The organism is Staphylococcus simulans, assembly GCF_002902285.1.
In the GTDB taxonomy this organism is placed as follows: Bacteria; Bacillota; Bacilli; order Staphylococcales; family Staphylococcaceae; genus Staphylococcus; species Staphylococcus simulans.
On sequence record NZ_PPRU01000028.1, the window covers coordinates 1 to 22,805 of the forward strand.

The 22,805-nt window shown below is 35.6% G+C and carries 20 protein-coding genes; 6 read left to right on the forward strand and 14 right to left on the reverse strand.

The window, feature by feature from the left end; genetic code table 11:
* Positions 1–66: 66 nt before the first annotated feature.
* Together CD112_RS07375 and CD112_RS07380 are read left to right on the forward strand one after the other, a co-directional pair.
* Positions 67–441, forward strand: a complete 375-nt coding sequence (locus CD112_RS07375; protein WP_002480832.1) for a transcriptional regulator, SarA/Rot family — start codon at positions 67–69, stop codon at positions 439–441.
* A gap of 250 nt (positions 442–691) precedes the next feature.
* Positions 692–1,552, forward strand: a complete 861-nt coding sequence (locus tag CD112_RS07380; RefSeq protein ID WP_002480831.1) for a hypothetical protein — start codon at positions 692–694, stop codon at positions 1,550–1,552.
* Positions 1,553–1,593: 41 nt separating this feature from the next.
* On the opposite strand, the gene nucI is transcribed toward CD112_RS07380, so the two are convergent.
* Positions 1,594–2,127 carry a thermonuclease NucI gene (gene nucI / locus CD112_RS07385; RefSeq protein ID WP_103364083.1) on the reverse strand — a complete coding sequence of 178 codons (534 nt, stop codon included), beginning with the start codon at positions 2,125–2,127 and terminating at the stop codon, positions 1,594–1,596.
* A 128-nt stretch (positions 2,128–2,255) separates the two neighbouring features.
* Between nucI and CD112_RS07390 the strand changes: the two genes are divergently transcribed.
* Positions 2,256–2,450, forward strand: a complete 195-nt coding sequence (locus tag CD112_RS07390) for a hypothetical protein (RefSeq protein ID WP_070848272.1) — start codon at positions 2,256–2,258, stop codon at positions 2,448–2,450.
* A 54-nt stretch (positions 2,451–2,504) separates the two neighbouring features.
* Here the strand turns inward: CD112_RS07390 and cls are convergent, their stop codons facing one another.
* Entirely contained in the window at positions 2,505–3,983 is a 1,479-nt protein-coding gene (gene cls / locus CD112_RS07395; RefSeq protein ID WP_103364084.1) for a cardiolipin synthase, read from the reverse strand.
* Positions 3,984–4,444: 461 nt separating this feature from the next.
* Here cls and CD112_RS07400 point away from each other — a divergent pair, with 461 nt between their 5' ends.
* Together CD112_RS07400 and glnA are read left to right on the forward strand one after the other, a co-directional pair.
* Positions 4,445–4,810: a MerR family transcriptional regulator gene (locus tag CD112_RS07400; protein WP_002480827.1), complete on the forward strand. Its 366-nt coding sequence runs from the start codon at positions 4,445–4,447 to the stop codon at positions 4,808–4,810.
* Between the two features lie 20 nt (positions 4,811–4,830).
* The gene (gene glnA / locus CD112_RS07405; RefSeq protein ID WP_002480826.1) at positions 4,831–6,171 is read left to right on the forward strand and encodes a type I glutamate--ammonia ligase; all 1,341 of its coding nucleotides are present in this window, start codon (positions 4,831–4,833) and stop codon (positions 6,169–6,171) included.
* 413 nt (positions 6,172–6,584) lie between these two features.
* On the opposite strand, the gene CD112_RS07415 is transcribed toward glnA, so the two are convergent.
* Genes CD112_RS07415 through hflX form a run of 3 tightly spaced genes read right to left on the reverse strand, consistent with a single transcriptional unit; the run spans position 6,585 to position 9,917 of the window.
* The gene (locus CD112_RS07415) at positions 6,585–7,364 is read right to left on the reverse strand and encodes a hypothetical protein (RefSeq protein WP_103364092.1); all 780 of its coding nucleotides are present in this window, start codon (positions 7,362–7,364) and stop codon (positions 6,585–6,587) included.
* Positions 7,365–7,416: 52 nt separating this feature from the next.
* Positions 7,417–8,655, reverse strand: coding sequence for a methionine gamma-lyase family protein (locus CD112_RS07420; protein ID WP_103364085.1), 1,239 nt, complete (start codon positions 8,653–8,655; stop codon positions 7,417–7,419).
* 5 nt (positions 8,656–8,660) lie between these two features.
* Entirely contained in the window at positions 8,661–9,917 is a 1,257-nt protein-coding gene (hflX, locus tag CD112_RS07425; RefSeq protein ID WP_103364086.1) for a GTPase HflX, read from the reverse strand.
* 144 nt (positions 9,918–10,061) lie between these two features.
* Here hflX and CD112_RS07430 point away from each other — a divergent pair, with 144 nt between their 5' ends.
* A complete protein-coding gene (locus CD112_RS07430) occupies positions 10,062–10,535 on the forward strand; it encodes a glutathione peroxidase (RefSeq protein ID WP_002480822.1) in 474 nt (157 codons plus the stop codon).
* 280 nt (positions 10,536–10,815) lie between these two features.
* Here the strand turns inward: CD112_RS07430 and hfq are convergent, their stop codons facing one another.
* The 9 genes from hfq to mutS all read right to left on the reverse strand — a co-directional run bounded on the left by hfq (position 10,816) and on the right by mutS (position 22,662).
* Positions 10,816–11,028, reverse strand: coding sequence for an RNA chaperone Hfq (hfq, locus tag CD112_RS07435; protein WP_244968292.1), 213 nt, complete (start codon positions 11,026–11,028; stop codon positions 10,816–10,818).
* Positions 11,025–11,987, reverse strand: coding sequence for a tRNA (adenosine(37)-N6)-dimethylallyltransferase MiaA (gene miaA, locus CD112_RS07440; RefSeq protein ID WP_103364087.1), 963 nt, complete (start codon positions 11,985–11,987; stop codon positions 11,025–11,027). The genes hfq and miaA overlap by 4 nt, the downstream gene beginning before the upstream one ends.
* 1 nt (position 11,988) lies before the next feature.
* Entirely contained in the window at positions 11,989–12,924 is a 936-nt protein-coding gene (locus tag CD112_RS07445) for an alpha/beta fold hydrolase (RefSeq protein WP_103364088.1), read from the reverse strand.
* A gap of 199 nt (positions 12,925–13,123) precedes the next feature.
* The gene (locus CD112_RS07450; protein WP_103364089.1) at positions 13,124–14,791 is read right to left on the reverse strand and encodes a glycerol-3-phosphate dehydrogenase/oxidase; all 1,668 of its coding nucleotides are present in this window, start codon (positions 14,789–14,791) and stop codon (positions 13,124–13,126) included.
* A 190-nt stretch (positions 14,792–14,981) separates the two neighbouring features.
* A complete protein-coding gene (glpK, locus tag CD112_RS07455) occupies positions 14,982–16,481 on the reverse strand; it encodes a glycerol kinase GlpK (RefSeq protein WP_103364090.1) in 1,500 nt (499 codons plus the stop codon).
* 86 nt (positions 16,482–16,567) lie between these two features.
* Positions 16,568–17,383: an MIP/aquaporin family protein gene (locus CD112_RS07460; protein WP_002480753.1), complete on the reverse strand. Its 816-nt coding sequence runs from the start codon at positions 17,381–17,383 to the stop codon at positions 16,568–16,570.
* 166 nt (positions 17,384–17,549) lie between these two features.
* Positions 17,550–18,083, reverse strand: a complete 534-nt coding sequence (locus CD112_RS07465; RefSeq protein ID WP_023015659.1) for a glycerol-3-phosphate responsive antiterminator — start codon at positions 18,081–18,083, stop codon at positions 17,550–17,552.
* A gap of 13 nt (positions 18,084–18,096) precedes the next feature.
* Entirely contained in the window at positions 18,097–20,046 is a 1,950-nt protein-coding gene (gene mutL / locus CD112_RS07470; RefSeq protein ID WP_103364091.1) for a DNA mismatch repair endonuclease MutL, read from the reverse strand.
* A gap of 12 nt (positions 20,047–20,058) precedes the next feature.
* A complete protein-coding gene (gene mutS, locus CD112_RS07475; RefSeq protein WP_103364093.1) occupies positions 20,059–22,662 on the reverse strand; it encodes a DNA mismatch repair protein MutS in 2,604 nt (867 codons plus the stop codon).
* Positions 22,663–22,805 lie beyond the last annotated feature (143 nt).

Sequence of the window (22,805 nt, forward strand, 5' to 3'; positions counted from 1 at the left end):
AAGTATAACTTTTTTATTATAATAATGTAGACGCAAGATATTATAAATACAACACGAGGCGAAATCATGTATTCTGAAAAAACACAGTCTACAGAATCGATTTTTTACTATGAATTGCATCGAAAAGAATTAATTAAAGCTTTGAAGCAGGAATATAACTTACGTTTCAACGATTTATTATTTTTAAAACACATTTTAGATCGTCAAAAGAAACTTATTCCTCTTCTTGAAGTGAAACACGGTATGAATTTCAGTTTAATGGAAATTCATAAATCGTTCAGCACATTAACGGAAATGAAAATCATCGGCAAGCAACGCTGCATCGATGATGAACGAAAAGTTTTCATTACTATTACAAGCGCACAAACGAAAAAAGCATTGAAACTGCTTGAGGAATTTGACGCTTTACAAAAATCTATCTTACAAGATACAAAAGCGTAATAGTTTTTAAGATATTTCATTGATTCCCAAGCTGAGTTGAAACCAAACACTTAAAATTGAATTTAACGATTAAAGTTCCAGACACATTGCCTACATATTCGTCTGGAACTTTTTTAGTATTATCATAATATGTCATAAATGTTACATTAATATTTTGTTAAGACTTTATTATTGATTTTTACCACTAAGAGTTAGATTATTAGGGTATGTTTAAATTTAACTACTTTTTATTGAGTAAGGAATGATAGGTATGTATTTAATATTACTTCTAGTTGCTGTCATCGTGATTTTGGCCATTGCGCTTGTTGTATCACGCAGCTTAATGCAGCACAGACTAGATACAGAGATTTATTCAAAAAATCAACTTGTAAGCAAGGTCAACACCTTACGTACAGAAGTCGCATCATTGAAAAATCAAATCATTAATGATGGTACACAACAACATCATTATGGTGTACGCAAAGCTAAACAATCTATCGAGAAAGTTATGCAAAGCTTAAAAGAAAATGGAGAAGTTAAGTTTTATCATATTGTTTCAACAGGCAATGTTGCTGTTAAACATCCACTCTTCGATTTCTTGCGTACTTTTGATTATGTAGTCATCACAGATAAAGGGTTGTTAAATATCGACGTGAAGAACTGGAAAGAAAAAACATTTTACCATTTCAGTGCTGAACCTGAAAAACCTATTGATACAAATGTAGAAGATATTGATCAAATTATCGGGCATTACATCGCAGATCAATATCAAAGTCAATTCCAGTCAACAAGAGAAGATATTTATACGTTCACTGAAAAAGTCAAAAGCAACAGTGTCACTTTTGATTTCTATGACTATGACCCCTACCTTACAGCTTCTGTGAACTCTAAAGAACTAAAAGATGCTTACGAAAAGAACTTCAATCAAAAAATTTCAAGTGTCGGTTTAGTATACTTTAGTGACGGTTCTGTAAATATCATTGATGGTCCGACTGAACGTCAAAAATATGTTGAGACCGCAACTTCTAAGCATGACTTAAAAGATGCGATTCGCAATATATTTATGCAGTCAAAACATGAAATCACTGAACAAGATTGCGAAAAGATTCTGGGCTACATCAATCAACCTTAATTAAAATAACGGACAAGCACATTCAGCTTGTCCGTTATTTTTTAACTCCAAATATTTAAATGTTTTTGTTTCGCTTCTCGTTCAGCATCTTTAAGCACATCTCGGTACTTGCCATTCGGCGCAAAGTACTTTTCACGTGCAAGTCCTTGTTTAACTAATTCTTCGTTAAACATATGGTTCTCATCTAACCAAACATAAGCTAAATATCGGCCATATTGATCTTTCGGCTCTTTATCAAATTCTAAATAAACCTTTTGGTTATTTAAATACTTCTTGGTATAGTTTGAAGCCTCTTTCCCGTACGGTTGTACAGGTGTATTAGGTTTAACTGTTTCTGGTGTATCCATACCAATCATTCTGACTTTAATTTCACGATTATCTTTATCTGTTGCGATAAAGGTGTCACCATCAATAACACGTTTGACAGTAACCGCTTCTTTATCCCCCATCGATGTCGACGCTTGTTCTCCACCGCTTTGTTTAAAGGGACCTGAATGATTAAAGTATTGGAAACATAAAACAATTACAGCAATCACTGCAATTACAATGATTGACGACATAGACTTACGTTTCAAAAATTTTCACCTGCTTTGATTAAAGTTATCACCGACTCATCATACCTATTTTTTCATAGGTGCGTCAATTCTCTGATGCACAAAAATTTGGTATGATAGAAACAAGGAATTTGATGAGGAGGCGCGCTATGCAAGCCATTAAAGAAAATATTGTAACGATTGTTGCTGTTGCAGTCGCAATTATCGTCGGCTTGATTTTGCAATATGTATATGAGTTTCCATTACTAGTCACAGCAATTATTGGCATCTTAATGGGAATGCTCGTCGGTTTTATTTTATTTATCATCCAGCAAAATCAAGATAAACACAATAAAAGAAAATAACATAGTATAAATAAACTCGGAAATGAGACAGCTCACTTCCGAGTTTTTCTTATCTTATAAAATTGGTGTAATCAGTTTTGAGAAGCCCTCTTTCATTTTAATCCAGAATGAACGATTCGCATAACGTGCTTTCGTTAATTCTGTTGAAAGTGTGACATCATGTTCAAACGCTTTACGTAACTCTGTAGCGATTTCTTTGTTATACATAAAAGCGTTGACTTCAAAGTTTAATTCAAAGCTTCTGAAGTCCATGTTGGCTGAACCGACACTAGCCACTTCATCATCAATTACCATCGTTTTAGAATGGATAAACCCATTATTATACGTATAGATTTTGACACCTGAGTCTAATAGCTCTGCCGCATGATAATATGTTGCCCAGTATACAAACGGATGGTCAGGCATATCAGGAATCATCAAGTGAATGTCTACTCCTGAATTTGCGGCCATCTTCAACGCGTTGATATAAGAATTATCTGGAATGAAGTAAGGACTCTGCATATAAATCGATTTTTTAGCTGAGTTAATCATTTTTGTATAGCCGAATTCAATTTCATGCCAGTTATCATCAGGTCCGCTTGAACAAATCTGAACAGAAGCTTCCCCTACATCTTCTTTCACTGGGAAGTATTTAGGTTTATATGGCAACGTTTGACGTTTAGATTGAGAATTCCAATCCAACATAAAGCGTAATTCTAACGCATCCACTGCAGAACCTTTAATTCTGACATGTGTATCTCTCCAATAACCGAATTTCTTACTTAAGCCTAAGTATTCATCTCCAACGTTGAAACCACCGATATAACCGATTTTACCGTCAATCACCACAATCTTTCTATGGTTACGGTTATTAATTCTGAAGTTGATTAACGGCAGTTTGCTTGCGAAGAAAGCTTCAACTTGCCCACCAAGCTTTCTAAAACGCTTGAATTGGCGCAAGGTTAACTTTTTCGAGCCAATATCATCATATAATAATAAGACCTCTACACCCGCTTCTAAACGCTCTTCTAACGCATCAATAATGCGATGCCCTAAACCATCTAATTCAAACACATAATACTCTAAGTGGATAAAAGACTCCGCTTTTTTAATATCTTCAATCATTTGATCGTATAATTTATGACCATCGACAAACACATCGATATCATTACCTTCTGTTAAGAAAGCAGGTTGTCTCGTTAACAGCATATTTACTAAGTCATGATGTTTTTGAACTATTTCATTATCACTTTGTATCTGATCTTGTTGAACTTGGTAACGTTGTTCATTGATAATATCATCAAATTGTTCTATATCTTTTCTGTAATCTTTGTATAACTTTTTCTTTGATACGCCTCTTCCAAATAAAATGTATAAGAAGAAACCTAACACTGGTGCGATAAATAAAATAAACAACCAAGCCCATGTGGCACTTGTCGACCTATTTTTCAAGAAGATGATATTAAAGGCAACAATCAAATTCAAGATTGTGAATAAGATAAATATGCCTAGCAATATATCACCTAGTAATCCTGGTACGTAAAAGGCTATCATTGTCTCAACTCCATTCTTGCGATTCATTTTAAACTCTTACATTGATTTAATGGTAAGTTAAAACGTCTATCATTTAATATAAATAAGATAAAACTATTTTAACATTTATAATCGCTTAAGACATCATATAAACAACTGAAATATCAGTACTTGAGTACGTCTAATCTCACATTTCATTTAGTCAGATGTTTATGTCTAACGCAACTTAGGTATAATTTTACATAGAGAAAGTCATAGTAGATTCTCTCTTATTTAAGTAAAAACACAGTAAATCGGAACGAAAATGTGAAATATTTTTGAATGGTTCGTGTTTTAATTTGTTAGAATTATCAGAAAATATATGTTGAACCCTTGATATATAAGGCTTTTTATACTGATGTTAGGAAACCTTACATATTTTTGTAATTTCGGTTTATTTGTGATAAGTTAATAACAAGTTCAAAAATAGAGGTGATGGAGAAATGTCAAATGATGCACTTCGCAGAAACATGGCCGTCTTCTCTATGAGTGTCGTAAATCAATTGACTGAGCTAACACCAAGACAGGTACGGTATTACGAAGCACATGGACTCGTTAAACCAGAGAGAACACCCGGTAACAAAAGATTATTTTCGATGAATGATTTAGATCGCCTGTTAGAAATCAAACACCTATTAGAAAAAGGGTTTAACCTAAAAGCAATCAAACAAATCATTTATCAAGATGATCAACATTTGTCTACTGATGAAAAAGCCATCAGAAAACACGTTATCGTTGAAGCAACACAGAAACCGCAACAGGAAGCTATCCCGATAAATCGAGGCGACCTATCTCGTTTTATCAAATAATTCACTGGAGGATTTAAAACATGGCAAAACGTACATTTACAAAAGATGACATCCGCAGATTTGCTACTGAGGAAAACGTAAGATATTTACGCTTGCAATTCACTGACATTTTAGGAACAATCAAAAATGTTGAAGTACCTGTAAGTCAATTAGAAAAAGTATTAGATAATGAAATGATGTTCGACGGATCTTCAATCGAAGGTTTCGTTCGTATTGAAGAATCAGATATGTATTTACACCCTGACTTAGACACTTGGGTTATCTTCCCTTGGACAGCAAGTCAAGGTAAAGTTGCACGTTTAATCTGTGACGTATACGGTACAGATGGTAAACCATTCGCTGGTGACCCACGTACTAACTTGAAACGTGTCTTAAACGAAATGGAAGAATTAGGCTTCACTGATTTCAACTTAGGGCCTGAACCAGAATTCTTCTTATTCAAATTAGATGAATATGGCGAACCAACATTAGAATTAAATGACCATGGCGGTTACTTCGACTTAGCTCCTACTGACTTAGGTGAAAACTGCCGTCGTGATATCGTATTAGAATTAGAAGACATGGGCTTTGACATTGAAGCCAGCCACCACGAAGTTGCGCCTGGCCAACATGAAATCGACTTCAAATACGCAGATGCCATCACTGCTTGTGATAACATCCAAACTTTCAAACTTGTTGTTAAAACAATTGCTCGTAAACATAACTTACATGCGACATTTATGCCAAAACCATTATTTGGTGTAAACGGAAGCGGTATGCACTTCAACGTTTCTTTATTCAAAGGTAAAGAAAATGCATTCTTCGATCCAAATGGTCGTGACCAAATGACTGAAGAAGCTTACCAATTCATCGCAGGTATCTTGAAAAACGCACGTGGATTCACTGCTGTATGTAACCCATTAGTAAACTCATACAAACGTTTAGTTCCAGGTTACGAAGCACCATGTTATATCGCTTGGAGTGGTAAAAACCGTTCTCCATTAGTACGTGTCCCAACTTCACGTGGTTTATCTACACGTGTAGAAGTTCGTTCAGTTGACCCAGCAGCTAACCCATACATGGCTTTGGCAGCAATCTTAGAAGCTGGTTTAGACGGTATCAAAAACAAACTTAAAGTTACTGAACCTGTAAACCAAAATATCTATGAAATGAACCGTGACGAACGTGAAGCAATCGGTATCGAAGATCTTCCTTCAACACTTTACACAGCATTAAAAGCAATGCGTGAAAACAAAATTGTTAAAGATGCTTTAGGTTCACACATTTATAATCAATTCATCAACTCTAAATCAATTGAGTGGGATTACTATAGAACACAAGTATCTGAGTGGGAACGCGAACAATACATGAAATTGTATTAATCACTACGCACACAGGTGCTAAACAATAGGGATAAAAAAAGAGGCCGACTGGCCTCTTTTTTGTTGCTATCTTAATCTTTTATTGCGTTTTATCTTACCAAGTTTATACAAAATGAAAGAAACTGCTACCATATATATTCCTAACACCGAATAGAAAAATACAGGTCCTAAAGATTTACTTGCTTCAAAACACAACAACATCATTAATGATAAGACAAATAATAAGGTACGATAAGTCAGAACCATAACGTTCTCCTCCACTTCGTTGATTCATGTACCTTCTTTTTCTCTCACATGTTCATTTTTATTATATCTTTTATTTTTTAAATTTCATATACTTCATAGTATTTTTTCTGTGTTTTCAAAAAAACACCCCGATAGTTAGATTTAAGACCTAACTTTTAGGGTGCACATCATTGAGTTCGTTTATTAATAATAGCTTGTATGTATATAGCTATTAATATTTCTTTTTTTACATTTCCACAAATTAAATGTAAGTGATGTTGTTCTCCTCGTTTTTTCGTTGTTTGGTTTTTTGAAAAATCAAATAAGCTTCTATCAGCAACTAATAATACTTCATTACGACTATTTAAAATCGTTGTCTTTTTGCTAAAATATGAACTTTTCATTAACAGCTGTTCTGAACCATAATTCATCTGATATGGAAGTTGTTGTTTTCCTCCACTATCTAAAAATCTTTTCATTTCAAAAGTACCGATATGTTTATCATTCATATAAACATTATATTTAGGTCTTATTTCTAATATCTTTTTTGGTATTACTTTCACATTAATATTTTCAGAGTTTAAAAAAATGCTGTAAATTGGTTGAAAACCAAATATACTTATTAATTTATGGAAGTTATTAAAAAAGACTGTGGTGTATGTCATATTATTCTCACCATATATAGGAATGGTTTGTTTATCTACAGTATATAAAGGCGTTTGAAAAAAATATTCGTTTTCATTTAATTTAATTGATGATCTTAAACTGCTATTTAAAGAAGAGTATCTACTTTGCATTATCTTTCTAAAAACAACTAACCCAATAATTATAAGTGTGACAGCACCCCATAAAGACCAAGCAACCCAAAGAGGAACGTTAAATAGTAATTTTCCACTTAATAACAATAAGATTGTATTTATTATATTAAAAATTAAAAGTACAATCCATAAAAACATTTCGCGAAACATTGCCAATAGGAAACCTCTCCAAGCCTTAAAAATTATGTCGACTTTTTATTTTTTAGATAAGACCTTCTTCATTCATTTGTTGAACAGCTCTTGTGACTGCCAACTTAACATGTTCATACGTTAAGCCGCCTTGAACATAAGCTTCATATGGCGGTCTGATTGGACCATCTGCTGAAAGTTCAATAGATGAACCTTGTACGAATGTTCCCGCTGCCATAATCACATCATCTTCATAACCCGGCATGTAACTTGGTTCTGGACTGAAGTGTGCGTTGATAGGTGAAGCGGCTTGAATACATTGGCAGAAGCGAATCATTTGTTCTGCTGTATCAAATTGAACAGTTTGAATTAAATCCGTTCTAGGTGTATCAAATGCCGGTACAGTATTCATGTTTAATTTGGTTAGGAATAAACTTGTAAATAATGCACCTTTCAAGCTTTGACTAACCACATGTGGCGCTAAGAAGAAGCCTTGATACATACTTGGCAGTTCAGTTAAAGAAGCCCCCGCTTCTTTTCCAATACCTGGCGCAGTCAAACGATAACCGCAACGTTCAATTAAATTTGTTTTACCAACAATGTAGCCGCCGATACGTGCCAAACCGCCACCTGGATTTTTAATAAGTGAACCTGCCATGATATCTGCACCTGCTTCAATCGGCTCTTCATCTTCTACAAACTCTCCATAGCAATTATCTACAAAGACAATCACATCAGGATGTTCTGCTTTGATATCAGCCACTGCACGTTTAATTTCATCCACCATAATCGATGGACGTTGATCATAACCTTTAGAGCGTTGTATTGCGATCACTTTTGTATCGTCATTTATCGCATTCAGTACTGCAGGAACATCAATTTGTCCAGCTTCTGTTAAAGCGACTTCGTTATATAATACGCCATTCTCTTTTAAACTGCCGATACCATTACCATTGACACCGATGACTTCTAACAGTGTGTCGTAAGGACTGCCGGTAATATATAATAATTCATCACCATGTTTTAGATTGGCTTGTAAAGCCACAGTAATCGCATGCGTACCAGAAATAATTTGCGGTCTGACTAACGCATCTTCAGCTTTAAACGTATGCGCATAGATTTCTTCTAAATGGTCACGACCGATGTCGTCATAGCCATAACCTGTTGTCCCTTGCAAATCAGATTCTGTCGCTTTCACTGCGTGAAAGGCATCTAACACTTTGGCTTGATTACGATAAGCGCAAGCTTCAATTGTTTTAAAATAAGGTTGTAATTCTGTTTCTGTTTCTTGAATAATTTGTTCTAAATCCATGGTGCTTACTTCTCTCCATTTTCTTCTGCTTTTCTTCTATAACCTTCTACTTCATAACTTTCATTTTCTTCGTTAAATTCAAGTTTATGAATCAACGTATGACGTTTTAAGAAGTATAGACGATCTGCATCATCTGCAGGAACTGTCTCTTCATAAGGTTCCATTTGTTTTTCTACTTGGTCTATTAATAACTTTCTTACTTTTTCTTCATCCGCTTCATCACGTGCTGAAACGTATACATTCGGCAATTGCGATGCAGGGGTTGGTCCTTCGTTCAAGTCTTTCTTATTAAAGATGACTGCTTGTGGAATCTTATCCATATCTAAATCGCCAATGATACGGTTAACCGTATCATACTGCGTACGATATTCTTCATTACTTGCGTCAACGACGTGAAGTAGTAAATCCGCATCGCGCGCTTCTTCTAATGTGGATTTAAATGCGGCAATTAACGTAGTCGGTAACTTCTGAATAAAACCAACTGTATCAGAGATAATTAAATGATAACCATCATTCACTTGGATTTGGCGTGTTTTCGGATCCAATGTAGCGAATAAAATATCTTTTTCATACGTAGATTCATCTGCTAAAATATTAAACCAAGTTGATTTACCAGCGTTCGTATAACCTACTAAAGCTACTTGGAACACATGATTTTGTCTACGTTTAGAACGATAGCGCTCACGATGTTCGACTACAGTTTGAAGTTGGTGTTTGATTTCATTCATACGGCGACGAATATGACGTCTGTCTGTTTCTAATTTTGTTTCACCAGGACCTCTTGTTCCGATACCGCCACCAAGTCTAGATAAACTTTTACCATGACCTTGCAGACGTGGCATTAAATAATCAAGTTGTGCTAATTCAACTTGCAGTTTACCTTCCTTACTGCTTGCGCGCATCGCGAAAATTTCTAATATTAATTGGGTTCTATCTATAATTTTAATACCTAAATTATCATTCAGACTTTTAGATTGTGCAGTTGTCAGTTCATCGTTAGCTACAACGACATCGACATCATACATTTCTACATAATCTTTAATTTCTTGTAATTTACCTTTACCAACATACGATTTATCTTCAATACGGTCTTTTTGTTGTGTAATTTCACCTAAAACATCTAATCGGCATGTTTCAGCAAGTGCTTTTAATTCATCCATGGTTTCACGGAAATCGAATTGTTTTTCATCATATGCATCTACCCCGATTAATAATGCTTTTTCTACCGCTTCTTCTGTATCAAATATTCTCTCTTGAGGCAAAAATGTATCCTCCTTAAATTCATTTTACGGTCATTTTGAATGTTTATTCAATCTACTAGTAATCTATTCCATTTTATCATAGAGCATATCTAAAGACTATTCAGGCGAAATGTGTTAAGTTTGGGACATCGAGGTGAAGAAAACATGAGCATATATGATATTGAAGTTACAAAAACCGATGGCACAACCTATCAACTAGATCAATACAAAGGAAAGGTCATGTTAATCGTCAACACAGCGAGTCAATGTGGCTTTACGCCACAGTTTGAAGGCTTGCAAGAGCTTTACGAACAATACCAAGATCAAGGCTTTGTCGTATTAGGATTCCCTTGTAACCAATTTGGCAAGCAAGAACCTGGTAACGGTCAAGAAGCCATGCAAAATTGTAAAATTAATTATGGGGTAACTTTCCCAATGCACGAAAAAATTAAAGTGAACGGACCTGAACAACATCCACTTTATCAATACTTAACAGAACAACAAGATGGATTTTTCAATAGTAAAATCAAATGGAATTTCACTAAGTTCTTAATAGATAGAGATGGTAATGTAGTCAATCGTTTCTCACCACAAAAAAATCCAAGTCAAATCAAATCAGATATCGAAGAACTATTATAATGAACAATAAAGACCGTCTTATAACCATGTACTATATGATTATAAGACGGTCTTTTTATGTATTGAATGATTAAAAAAGCAACGACTATGCATTAAGTTGTATCACTTAATACCAGACGCTGCTCTTCGTGTTTTTTACCTATACCAATTAATTAAATAAATAAATTTGTACTAAAACTCAGTTCAACATGATTCATCTATTGTGAGATTATATGCAATCTAACCGTTACATGATGTTTTTTCCTGATGATTGGGTTTTAGAATTAAACAAACGAACAAATTACTCAACCACTGATGGTTCTTGTGTGAATGTGCTGATCGCATGTTTGTAAATTAAATGATTTTTGCCTTGTGAGAATAAGTTCACAACGGTGTCATCGAATTCTACAATTGTTCCTTTCATTTGGAAACCGTTTAATAAGAAAACAGTTAACTCCTCTTTGCTGTCTTTAAAACCTTGTAGAAAATTCTCTTGGATGCTTTTATCATTCATGATTGCATTCTCTCCTTTTTTTTATTTATGTGGGCAGTAATGTCATCTAGAATCAATGGAAGTGGCTGTTGCTCTCTATCAAACCATTGCACATTCATTTTATTTTTGAACCAAGTCATTTGACGTTTTGCGTAATTTCTTGAGTGTTGTTTTAACTTGTCAACTGCTTGTTCAATCGAAATGTCTTGATCAATAGCAGGAATCAACTCTTTATATCCTATTGCTTGCATGCTCTGACAATTTGTAAAACCCTGTCTCAGCAGTTGCTCTACTTCATTAATTAAACCCGCTTTCATCATATGATCAACACGATTGTTTATTCGTTGATACATAGTTTCACGCGACGTTTCTACCCCTATTAATAATGTATCATAATTTTCTGTATATTGTTGAACTTTTTTGCGATTACTTAATTTTTTTTTCGTTTTTAAGTAATATTCAACCGCTCTCAACACTCTTTTACGGTTATTCGGGTGAATATCCGCTGCAGACTCCGCATCAAAGCTTGCGAGATATTGATGTAACGCTTCATTAGACAAGCTTTCTAATTCCTCCAGCTTTTCACGTACAGCACATGCTGTTTCTTCAGAAACTTCTTCTTTATCAAATGGATAGTTATAAATTAGTGATTGAATATAAAGACCCGTACCTCCAGCGATAATTGGAACTTTACCGCGCGCTGTGATGTCTTTAATTAATGCTTCAGCACGAACTTTGAAGTCATATGCTGAAAATGATTCATCTGGATTTAAAATATCAATAAGATAATGAGGGATATTTTGCATCTCTTCAGGCGTAGCTTTAGCTGTCCCAATGTCCATGCCTTTATAAACCTGCATTGAATCACCGCTGATAATTTCACCATCAACTTTTTTCGCAAGTTCAATGCTTAATTCAGTTTTCCCCACCGCTGTTGGTCCTACAATGACAACGAGTAAGGGTTTTGTGTTGTTGCTCATATTAATCCCCCTGCTTATATTTGTTAAGGATATTTTTCTTAATCCAGTCATACATGTTATTCCATGTTTGATGATAGTCTTCTTCAAACAGAATTTCATGTCGCTTATTACGATAAAGTTGTACCGTAATGTGTTTTACACCATTTTTCTTCATTGCCACACCCAGTCTGCGAATACCTTTGCCATAGTCTCCAAATGCATCATCTTTACCAGAAATTAATAAGACTGGTAAATCTGCATTCATCTTTTTGATTTCTTTTGGTGTGCTGGTTTTCATCATTTCATTCAGCGTTTCATAAATAATCTGATTTGAGACTAAGAATCCGCAATACTGATCAGAACAATATCTATCAACTTCCTCTCTTTGTGTTGATAACCAATCATTCTCAGTTTGCACGTTTTGAATTCCTCGATTGAATGGTCTGAAAGCTAGACGGTTGACCCATCTGAGTCTTCTGCGTTTGCCAAATACAATCGTGATTATTTTCATTAACGATGCCAAAATTTTCCCTTTTAATTTCGGGAACAATCCTGTACCTGTCAAAATCAAACCTTGCGACATATCAGGATACATTTCAACATATTTACGTGCAATAATCGATCCCATTGAATGGCCGAGCACAATATAAGGCAGTTCATCTCTTTCTGGATATAACGTTTGCGCAATTTCATAAGCATCCGTCGCAACATTTTCAATACTGTCATAATGCCCTCTTGTGCTTTCGTCTATATCCTTACCATGACCTCGATGATTGTGACGAATCACATCATAGCCTTGTTGGTTGAGCGATTCGACAAATGTATCATAACGTCCCATATGTTCAGCCATACCATGAAAAATATGTACAATACCAATTCGTGTTTTATTCGCTTTATCTAATTTAACTTCAATATTTGTACCATCTTCAACTGTTACCTTAAATGTGTTAGGACACATTGACTACACTCCCGTCTAACTTTTTATTATTCTAAGATGCCTTCACTAGATGTCTTACCCTTCTATTATAAAACAGACCCCAAATTCTTGAAATAGGCTTTCATTTACCTAAATAGTAAAAAAACTGCACTCTTTAATAATAGGATAACAAAAATGAGCTGGAACTTCGTCCCAACTCATTTTGATACTCTATTTTGCTTTATTCAGCAGGTTGATTATTCGCAGTTCTTGCTTCATTAATCGCTTCTTCCAATTCTTCTGTATACAATGAACGTTGAATTTCGTCATAGTTTAATAGTTGTGCTAATACATCTACAACCGCTTCTTTATATTTCAAGACATCTTCAATATCGAAGTACAACATACCTGTTCTGCGGATTAAGAAATCTGTTGGTTTATAAACCATTTCATTTTGAATACCATAAACCAATTCAGCATAGATTTCTAATGGCAATCCTGAGTTTTGATATTGTGCCGTATGCGCAATTTTATAGATTTCATCTGCGTTTGAACCATAACGTTGTGCAATATCTTCAGCAGTTTTTGCGTCAATTTGATATTTCTTAGCTTCAGCTACTTTTTCTTCTACAAAGTGATCGAAATTCGCACTGCCGCCGACATCTCCGCCTGATATTGTCAGATGTTTTGTTTCGCATGGACCGAATTTCTTACCGAAGTCTTGTTGTAAACGTTTTGCTAATAAGTCCACAATGCCTTTTGCCATATGACGATAACCTGTTAATTTACCGCCCGCAATTGTTAATAGGCCAGATTTACCTTCCCAGATTTCATCTTTACGTGAAATTTCAGATGGGTCTTTACCTTCTTCTAAAATCAATGGTCTGATACCTGCCCAAGATGATTCGATATCTTTATCTGTTATATCTAATCCTGGGAACATATAGTTCACTGCATCGACTAGGTAATCACGGTCTTCTTGTGTTGGTAGTGGTGACGCTTTGTCATTGTTATAGAATGTGTCAGTTGTGCCGATATACGCTTTACCTTCACGAGGAATCGCAAAGATCATTCTGCCATCTGATTTTGTATCGAAATAAACCGCTTGTTGTAATGGGAATTTAGATTGATCGATAACAATATGCACACCTTTAGTTAAGCGTAATTGTTTATTGTTTCTAGAATAATCAGCGCCTCTGACTTCATCTACCCATGGGCCACTGGCATTAATAACTTTTTTAGCGTGAATGGTATAAGCTTCATCCGTCAACATGTCAGTCACTTGAATGCCATTCACTTTTTCGTTGTCATTGTATGTGAAATTCATTGATTTCGTATAGTTAAGAATATCTGCACCTTTTTCCGCTGCACGTTTCATGACTTCAATTGTTAAACGCGCATCATCTGTACGATATTCAACATAGTAACCGCCGCCTTTTAGGCCTTTCTTTTTAACTAATGGTTCTTTTTCTAATGTTTCTTTTTTGTTCAACATTTTCTTGCGTTCTGATTTTTTAACCCCTGCTAAACGGTCATACATTGCTAAACCGATAGAAGTTGTAAATTTACCGAATGTACCGCCTTTATGCATCGGTAACAACATCCATTCCGGTGTTGTTACATGCGGACCATTTTCATAAACAATCGCACGTTCACGTCCAGTTTCTGCTACAACCCCGACTTGAAATTGTTTTAAGTAGCGTAAACCGCCATGAACTAATTTAGTAGAACGAGAACTTGTTCCTTGCGCAAAGTCTTGCATTTCTACTAATGCCACTTTCATACCGCGGTCTGCCGCATCTAACGCAATGCCGGCACCTGTAATACCGCCGCCGATGATAACGACATCATAGTCTTCCTCTTTCAATCTTCCTTTAATTACATCTCTGTTTAATGTTGATAAACTCATTGAACAACGCCTCCTAAAATATTCTGTTATGAATGCATGAGACAAGTCGAGATGCGAATTTAACGCAAAATAAATTAAAAAATGAGAGACCTATCCCATACATTAAAAATGGTTTGAACAGTTCTCTCATTCTCGAGTCATAGATATTAACTTGTCTTTAGTATAACATAGTTAGAAATCAGTCGTCTAATTAGTCGTCCAGCTTGAAGACTTGTGTTGCTTCTACAGCTTTTTTCCAACCTTTATATAATTTTTCTCTTTCTTTTTCATCCATTTCAGGCTCGAAAGCTTGATCTAATTTCCAACGGTTCGCAATTTCTGCTTTACTATCCCAGAAACCTACCGCAAGTCCTGCAAGATAAGCAGCACCTAACGCAGTCGTTTCATTGATTTCAGGACGTTCTACTGTAATATTTTGAATATCTGCTTGGAACTGCATTAAGAAGTTGTTCTTAACAGCACCACCATCTACACGGATATTCTTCACTTCAATACCTGAGTCTTGAATCATCGCTTCAACCACATCACGTGTTTGGTAACAAATAGATTCTAACGTTGCTCTGATAAAGTGTTCTTTCTCAGTCGCACGTGTAATACCAAATACTGCACCACGTGCATTCGCATCCCAATATGGTGTACCGAGTCCAACAAACGCCGGTACCACATAAACATCATCACTTGATTCAATACGGTTCGCATAGTTTTCAGATTCAGGTGCTGAGTTAATCATACGTAAACCATCTCGCAACCATTGAATAGCTGAACCAGAGACGAAAATAGAACCTTCTAATGCATAATTCACTTCGCCATCTAAGCCGAATGCGATTGTTGTTAATAAACCGTTATCCGATTGAATCGCTTCTTTACCAGTGTTCATTAACATGAATCCACCCGTACCATATGTGTTTTTCACTTCACCACGTTCGAAGCATGCTTGTCCGAATAAGGCTGCTTGCTGATCCCCTGCGATTCCCGCAATCGGTACTTCTTGTCCGAAGAAATGATAATCTTTTGTTTTCGCATAAATCTCACTTGATTCATGAACTTCCGGCAACATTTGTTTTGGAATATCTAGAATTTCTAATAATTCATCATCCCATTTTAAGTCATGAATATTGTAAATTAATGTACGGCTGGCATTCGTATAATCCGTCACATGCGCAGCGCCCCCTGATAATTTCCAGACAATCCATGAATCTACTGTACCGAATAATAAATCCCCGTTTTCAGCTTTTTCTCTTGCGCCTTCCACATTGTCTAAAATCCATTTAATTTTAGTACCAGAGAAATATGGATCAAGAACTAAACCTGTTTTCTCACGGAAGGTATCTTCATAACCTTGATCACGTAATGATTGTACAATATCTTGTGTTTGGCGAGATTGCCACACAATCGCATTATAAATCGGACGACCAGTATGTTTATCCCAAATGATAGTTGTTTCCCTTTGGTTTGTAATACCGATACCGCTGATTTGATGCGGATAAATATTATCGTCATTCAACACTGTCGCAATGACAGACAACACGGATGTCCAAATTTCATTCGCATCATGTTCCACCCAACCTAAATGTGGGAAATGTTGTGTGAATTCACGTTGTGCTGTTGAGACAATTTCTACTTCTTTATTGAATAATATTGCACGTGTACTTGTAGTACCTTGGTCTATTGACATAATATATCTTTCCATAGTAAGCCACTCCTTAACCCTGATTTTAACATGTTATTAATGTTTTAACTGTTCCCCCGAATTATCTAAGCCTGCAAACACTTTGATTAGTAAATCGTACCAATGTCTTTCTTATCGATTTTATTTAACACAACACCTAAAATTAAAGTTGCTGCAGTTAATAAAATCGCCACAACAGATAATGCATCAAATGTTTCTTTATAAGCTGCACGGTAAATACAAGCACCTAACATACCGCCTGCAATTGGACCTAGCACAGGCACAATCGCATAAGACCAATTTGAATTACCTTTACCTGCAATTGGTAATAATGCGTGCGCAATACGCGGACCTAAATCACGCGCTGGATTAATCGCATAACCTGTCGGGCCACCTAAACTTAAACCAATTGCCACAATCAAACCACCGACAATAATCGGATTTAAGCCTTCAGTGAACTTATTAATACCAATAAATAATAAGCCTAATGTTAATGCTGCTGTACCGATAATTTCACTGAAAAAGTTAGCATAGTAATTTTTGATACCTGGTGCTGTACAAAACACTGCTAATTTTGCCCCTTGATCTTCAGTCACTTTCCAGTGCGGTAAATACATTAACCAAACTAAAAAGCCTCCGACAATACCGCCGAGCATTTGACAGATGATATAACCTGGCACTTTGTACCATTCAATACCGCCATCCATCGCAAAAGCAACTGTCACAGCTGGATTTAAATGTGCACCTGAAAAAGTTCCGACTGCATAAACACCTAGTGTTACCGCAAGCCCCCAACCAAGCGAAATATTAATCCAATCACTGCCTAAACCTTTTGATTTTGCTAAGTTCAAATTGGCAACCACGCCGCCCCCAAATAAAATCAGAATGGCTGTCCCTAGAAATTCCGCAAAATATGGACTCATCTTAATTCACTCCTTAAAAAAAGACAAAAAGACTCCTACATAATTGAATACAATGTAGAAGTCTCCTATCTCTATCAATATTTATATTAACTTATTAACAGAATATCTTTTTATGAAAGCGTTGTCAATAATTATTCACAATTTCACAAAATTACGTTCTAAAAATTTACCATAATGTTTTATTGCTCGTTGTAACATATTCCGCACCACTTGTTACGGCTTCTTGTACTTCTTCTTCTAAATCAATCAGCCCGCCAGCAATCACAGGTGTCTTTGTTTCATCATAGATTTTCTGTATTACCTTGCTTGCAACTCCAGGTAATACTTCCACAAAATCCGGCTTTACTTGTTGGATTAAAGCAATACTACGTTTAAGCGCATGACTATCAATAATAAAGACACGTAAAATTGTCGTTACTTTTAATGTCTTTGCTTTTTTAATCACTTTAGGTTTCGTCGACACAATGCCTTTCGGCTTGAATTTTTGAATTAAATACTCACAACCGAACTCATCGTGCGCAATACCTCTTGTTAAATCCACATGAATATACATTTCCATGCGATGTTGTTTCAATAAATCGGTAATACTTTGTAAATGACCGATATGCGCATCTAATAACACGCAAGTAGGATAATCCGTTTTCACCAATTTTTCTAAATCGCGCATTTCACGGATTGCAGGTAAAATGTGTGGTTTCAAGCTCATATCTCCTTTACTGGATACGTTTGAATAAACGCTCCATTTCATAATTTGAAAAACTGATGATAATCGGACGACCATGCGGACAAGTAAACGGATCTTCCATTTCTCTCAACTGATCAATTAAGTCCGCCATTTCATGATTTCGTAAATAATGATTAGCTTTAATAGATTTTTTACAGCTCATCATGATGGCCGCTTCTTCTCTAATCTTCTTAATCTCTACTTTTTTATGTTCTAACACATACTCTACCATATCTTGAATAATCTCTTCTGCCTCTGCTTTAGGGAACCAGACAGGATAACTATTCACGATATAGTCATGCGCACCGAACGGTTCTAAATGTACCCCTACTTTATCTAATTCATCCTTGAACTCATCAATAATCATTTGTTCATCTTTTGAGAAATGGAACGTTAACGGTATTAATAAATTCTGAACTTCATTCGTTACTTCTCCAATTTTCTCACGGAAATACTCATATTTAATGCGTTCTTGTGCTGCATGCTGGTCAATCATAAACATGCCAGTCTCATTTTGCGCAATAATATATGTCCCATGAACTTGGCCAACTACTTCCATATATGGCACACGGTGTTTAGGTTGCGCGTTTTGTGTTTCACGAACATCTGGTGTTGGTTGTGCGTCATACGCTGCTTCTTCTGGTGTATGTGTTGTAGCTTCATTTTCATTTAATAATGCATCGTCATTATCAGATTGATTATCTATTTCTTCTAAATCAGACAACATTGCTTTTTGCATCTCTTGATACGCTTGGTAATCTGAAGCTAATGTATTACTTTCAGAAACCTGTTCACTAGAAGCTTCAGATTCTAATTCTGTGGTAGGCATATCATTCGAAGTTTGAGTAGATTGTTGCTGGTTTCTTTTTTCAAAATCTAATTTCTGTTGTTCAAATGATTCCAACACTTTGTTCTTTTTATACAATTTATTTTCATCATTGTGCGGGATTAAGATTTTATCTTTAAACGCATCTCTAATTTTTTCTACAATTAAATCATATAATTGTTCTTCTTTAGAAAGTCTGACTTCTAATTTTGTAGGATGCACATTGACGTCTACTAAAATTGGATCCATTTCAATATTGATATAACAAATAGGATAACGGCCGATTGTCAGCAACGTATGATACCCTTCTAAAATGGCTTTATTTAAAATGAAATTCTTAATATAACGTCCATTGATAAAAATAGAAATATAGTGACGGTTACTACGTGAATGTTCTGGTTTAGCGACATAACCTTCTAGGTGGTAATCACTCGTATCACCTGTGATATGTACTAAATCTTTAGCCACTTTCATACCGTATATTTCTGCCATCACTTCATTCGTACGCCCAGAACCATTTGTTTTAATCAGCACTTTGCCATCTGAAACTAAAGTGAAACGCACATCTGGATGACTCATGGCCATACGGTTGACAATATCTGTAATTTTGCCTAATTCTGTATACAAGCTCTTCACATATTTCAAACGTGCTGGCGTATTATAAAACAAGGATTCTACTAAAATATCTGTCCCTTGTTTCGCTTTCGCCGGCTTTTGGTTTAAAATTGCGCCATCTTCTGCATAAATTTCATGACCGTTTTGTCCGTCTGTACATGTTTTTAATGTCACTTTTGCTACAGAAGAAATACTGGCCAAGGCTTCACCACGAAAGCCTAATGTTCTTATATGGAATAAGTCGTTATCTTCACTTAACTTACTCGTCGCATGACGATGAAAGACTAACTTCAAGTCATCTTCCTCTATACCTGTTCCATTATCTACAACACGAATAGATTCAATGCCAGACTGTTTAACTTCTATATTAATTTCACTTGCTTGTGCATCAAGGGCATTTTCGAGTAATTCTTTGACGACTGATCCAGGACGTTCTACCACCTCACCCGCCGCAATTTTATTAGCGAGTGAAGTTTGTAATTCTTTAATTTTGCCCATGATTCGTCACCTCTATTTTAATTGATTTTGTAATTCATTTAATTTAATCAATGCTTCAAGCGGTGTCATATTAGAAATATTAAGTTGCTTCAATTCCGCTTCTATCGCACTTTCTTTCGGTGCACTATCAAATAAGTCAAAAGTACCTTGGAAGAACTCTGCTTCATTTCCTTTAGACTGTTTTGTTTCTTCTTTGCTTTCAGCCACCTGCATTTCTGATATTTCATTCGTCGGAATATGCGGCTGTGGTTTATCTTTTGCTTCAAAGGCATCTAAAATCACTTGTGCACGGTCAATCACTTCATCAGGTAAGTCTGCTAATTTCGCAACTTGAATACCATAACTGTCATCTACTGCACCCTCTTTGACTTTATGCAAGAAGATCAATTCGCCTTGATATTCATTTGCTGCGACATGTACATTTTTAAGACATGGTAACGATTGATCTAAAGTTGTCAGCTCATGGTAGTGAGTAGAGAATAAAGTCTTCGCATGAGACGTTTGTGCTACATATTCAATCATGGCTTGAGCTAATGCTAAACCATCAAATGTAGAAGTACCTCGACCGATTTCATCGAAGATAATCAAGCTGTCTTCAGTCGCATAAGTTAAGGCTTTTTGTGCTTCTAACATTTCTACCATGAACGTACTTTTACCTGAAACTAAATCATCCGCTGCACCGATACGCGTAAAGATTTGGTCAAAAATCGGTAAGACCGCTTCACCACATGGAACATATGCCCCCATTTGCGCCATAATACTAATAATCGCAATTTGACGCATGTATGTTGATTTACCTGACATATTCGGTCCAGTAATTAAGTAAATAAATTGTTCATCATCTAAGTAACAATCATTAGGTACATAATCATTATAATCCATCACACGTTCTACCACTGGATGGCGTGAATCGACTAAGTTCAATGTTTTATCTTCACTGAACTCAGGTCTGACGTAGTTATATTTTTGCGCGATTTCCGCAAAACTTTGAAGACAGTCAATTTCTGAAATTAATTTTGCTTGTTTTTGAAGACGTTCAGTATAAGTTTTAACTGCTTCTCTCAATTTCACAAATAACTGGTACTCTAATTCAACAGCTTTATCTTCTGCGCCTAAAATCAAATCTTCTTTTTCTTTTAATTCGTCAGTAATAAAACGTTCCGCATTCGATAAAGTTTGTTTACGTGTATAGCCATAATCACCAGGTTCAAAGTCTTTTAGATTCGCACGCGTAATTTCAATAAAGTAACCGAATACTTTGTTGAAGCTGATTTTTAATGAGCGAATGCCAGTGCGTTCTCGTTCTTTTGCTTGAAGTTGCGCAAGCCATTGTTTCCCATTAATTGACGCTTCTAAATATTCATCAAGCTGTTCATTGAAGCCTTGTTTAAATAAACCACCATCTTTTACAGAAATCGGAGGTTCTTCCACGATACTTTGTTCTAATAAATCGAGTAAATCATCTAAAGGTTCTAGCTGTCTGAATTGTTCTGGCAGCTGTTGGTCAAATTCATCTAGTAAAGCTTTGATATTCGGAATTTCAGATATTGAGTGCTTCAATTGGATTAAATCACGTGCATTGACGTTACCATAACTGACACGTCCCACAAGGCGTTCAATATCATAGACTTGGTTTAAGTAATTACGGAGTGTATCACGTTCGATGAAGCGGTCTATCAATTGAGACACTGCATCTAAACGTTCATTAATAGCTTGTTTATAAATTAATGGTCGATCTATCCATTGTTTTAAACGACGTGCTCCCATCGGAGTTTTCGTTTCATCCATTAACCATAATAAAGTACCTTTTTTAGACTTCAAACGGATACTTTCTGTTAACTCTAAATTACGTTTCGCATAATAATCCATTTTCATAAAGTCTACTGCTTCGTACACTTTGACATCTTCAATATGATCTAAGTTTCGTTTTTGTGTGTGATGAATGTAATCTAATAAGACTTGTACAGCACGATGCATCAAGTCATCTTCTACTTGATTCACTGGATAGTCTTGATTCGTGATATCATCTACAACAGTCAACGTTTCAGTCGCAAGCGACATTTGTTGTTTTAAGTTTTCTTCTACTGTTTCTGCTGTCACAATTTCATTTGGATTAATCGTTGTGATTTCATTCAGCAACATACTTTCATTTTTAAAGTGTGTCACTTTTAATTCACCAGTAGAAACATCGCAATAACTTAACGCAATGTCACCATTTTCTCTGACGAAGCTTAAAATATAGTTGTTTTGTTTCTCATCAACACCGCCCTGGTTCATAATCGTACCAGGTGTAACGACGCGGATGACTTCACGGCGTACCATGCCTTTTGTGACCTTCGGATCTTCCATTTGTTCACAAATAGCCACTTTATAGCCGTTATCGATTAATGTTTCAATATAGCTTTCTGCTGAATGATACGGCACCCCGCACATGGGTATCGGATTTTCTTTTTTCGCATCACGCTTCGTCAACGTGATTTCTAACACTTTCGATGCGACTTTAGCATCTTCATAAAACATTTCATAAAAATCGCCTAGTCTGAAAAACAGTAAGCAGTCTTGATATTGTGATTTAATTTTTAAATATTGCTGCATCATCGGCGTTACATTTGTCATGATTTTCAATCATTCCTTCTAATTTTAGGTTTAATCATTATAAGTGATTGTATAGGAAATTCATATTCTTTTCACTTGTCTTAACTCATCTATTTTAACAAATTATGTTCTCACAAACGAGTATCGTCTTTACACTGTAATTT

What these genes read in the sequence shown, in the direction of transcription:
- CD112_RS07460 (WP_002480753.1), bottom strand. Translation starts at nt 17,383, where the DNA reads ATGAGTCCATATTTTGCGGAATTTCTAGGGACAGCCATTCTGATTTTA.
- cls (WP_103364084.1), bottom strand. Translation starts at nt 3,983, where the DNA reads ATGATAGCCTTTTACGTACCAGGATTACTAGGTGATATATTGCTAGGC.
- CD112_RS07430 (WP_002480822.1), top strand. Translation starts at nt 10,062, where the DNA reads ATGAGCATATATGATATTGAAGTTACAAAAACCGATGGCACAACCTAT.
- glnA (WP_002480826.1), top strand. Translation starts at nt 4,831, where the DNA reads ATGGCAAAACGTACATTTACAAAAGATGACATCCGCAGATTTGCTACT.
- CD112_RS07380 (WP_002480831.1), top strand. Translation starts at nt 692, where the DNA reads ATGTATTTAATATTACTTCTAGTTGCTGTCATCGTGATTTTGGCCATT.
- CD112_RS07400 (WP_002480827.1), top strand. Translation starts at nt 4,445, where the DNA reads ATGTCAAATGATGCACTTCGCAGAAACATGGCCGTCTTCTCTATGAGT.
- CD112_RS07415 (WP_103364092.1), bottom strand. Translation starts at nt 7,364, where the DNA reads ATGTTTCGCGAAATGTTTTTATGGATTGTACTTTTAATTTTTAATATA.
- mutL (WP_103364091.1), bottom strand. Translation starts at nt 20,046, where the DNA reads ATGGGCAAAATTAAAGAATTACAAACTTCACTCGCTAATAAAATTGCG.
- CD112_RS07390 (WP_070848272.1), top strand. Translation starts at nt 2,256, where the DNA reads ATGCAAGCCATTAAAGAAAATATTGTAACGATTGTTGCTGTTGCAGTC.
- hfq (WP_244968292.1), bottom strand. Translation starts at nt 11,028, where the DNA reads ATGAATGATAAAAGCATCCAAGAGAATTTTCTACAAGGTTTTAAAGAC.
- CD112_RS07450 (WP_103364089.1), bottom strand. Translation starts at nt 14,791, where the DNA reads ATGAGTTTATCAACATTAAACAGAGATGTAATTAAAGGAAGATTGAAA.
- CD112_RS07375 (WP_002480832.1), top strand. Translation starts at nt 67, where the DNA reads ATGTATTCTGAAAAAACACAGTCTACAGAATCGATTTTTTACTATGAA.
- mutS (WP_103364093.1), bottom strand. Translation starts at nt 22,662, where the DNA reads ATGACAAATGTAACGCCGATGATGCAGCAATATTTAAAAATTAAATCA.
- glpK (WP_103364090.1), bottom strand. Translation starts at nt 16,481, where the DNA reads ATGGAAAGATATATTATGTCAATAGACCAAGGTACTACAAGTACACGT.
- CD112_RS07420 (WP_103364085.1), bottom strand. Translation starts at nt 8,655, where the DNA reads ATGGATTTAGAACAAATTATTCAAGAAACAGAAACAGAATTACAACCT.
- CD112_RS07445 (WP_103364088.1), bottom strand. Translation starts at nt 12,924, where the DNA reads ATGTGTCCTAACACATTTAAGGTAACAGTTGAAGATGGTACAAATATT.
- miaA (WP_103364087.1), bottom strand. Translation starts at nt 11,987, where the DNA reads ATGAGCAACAACACAAAACCCTTACTCGTTGTCATTGTAGGACCAACA.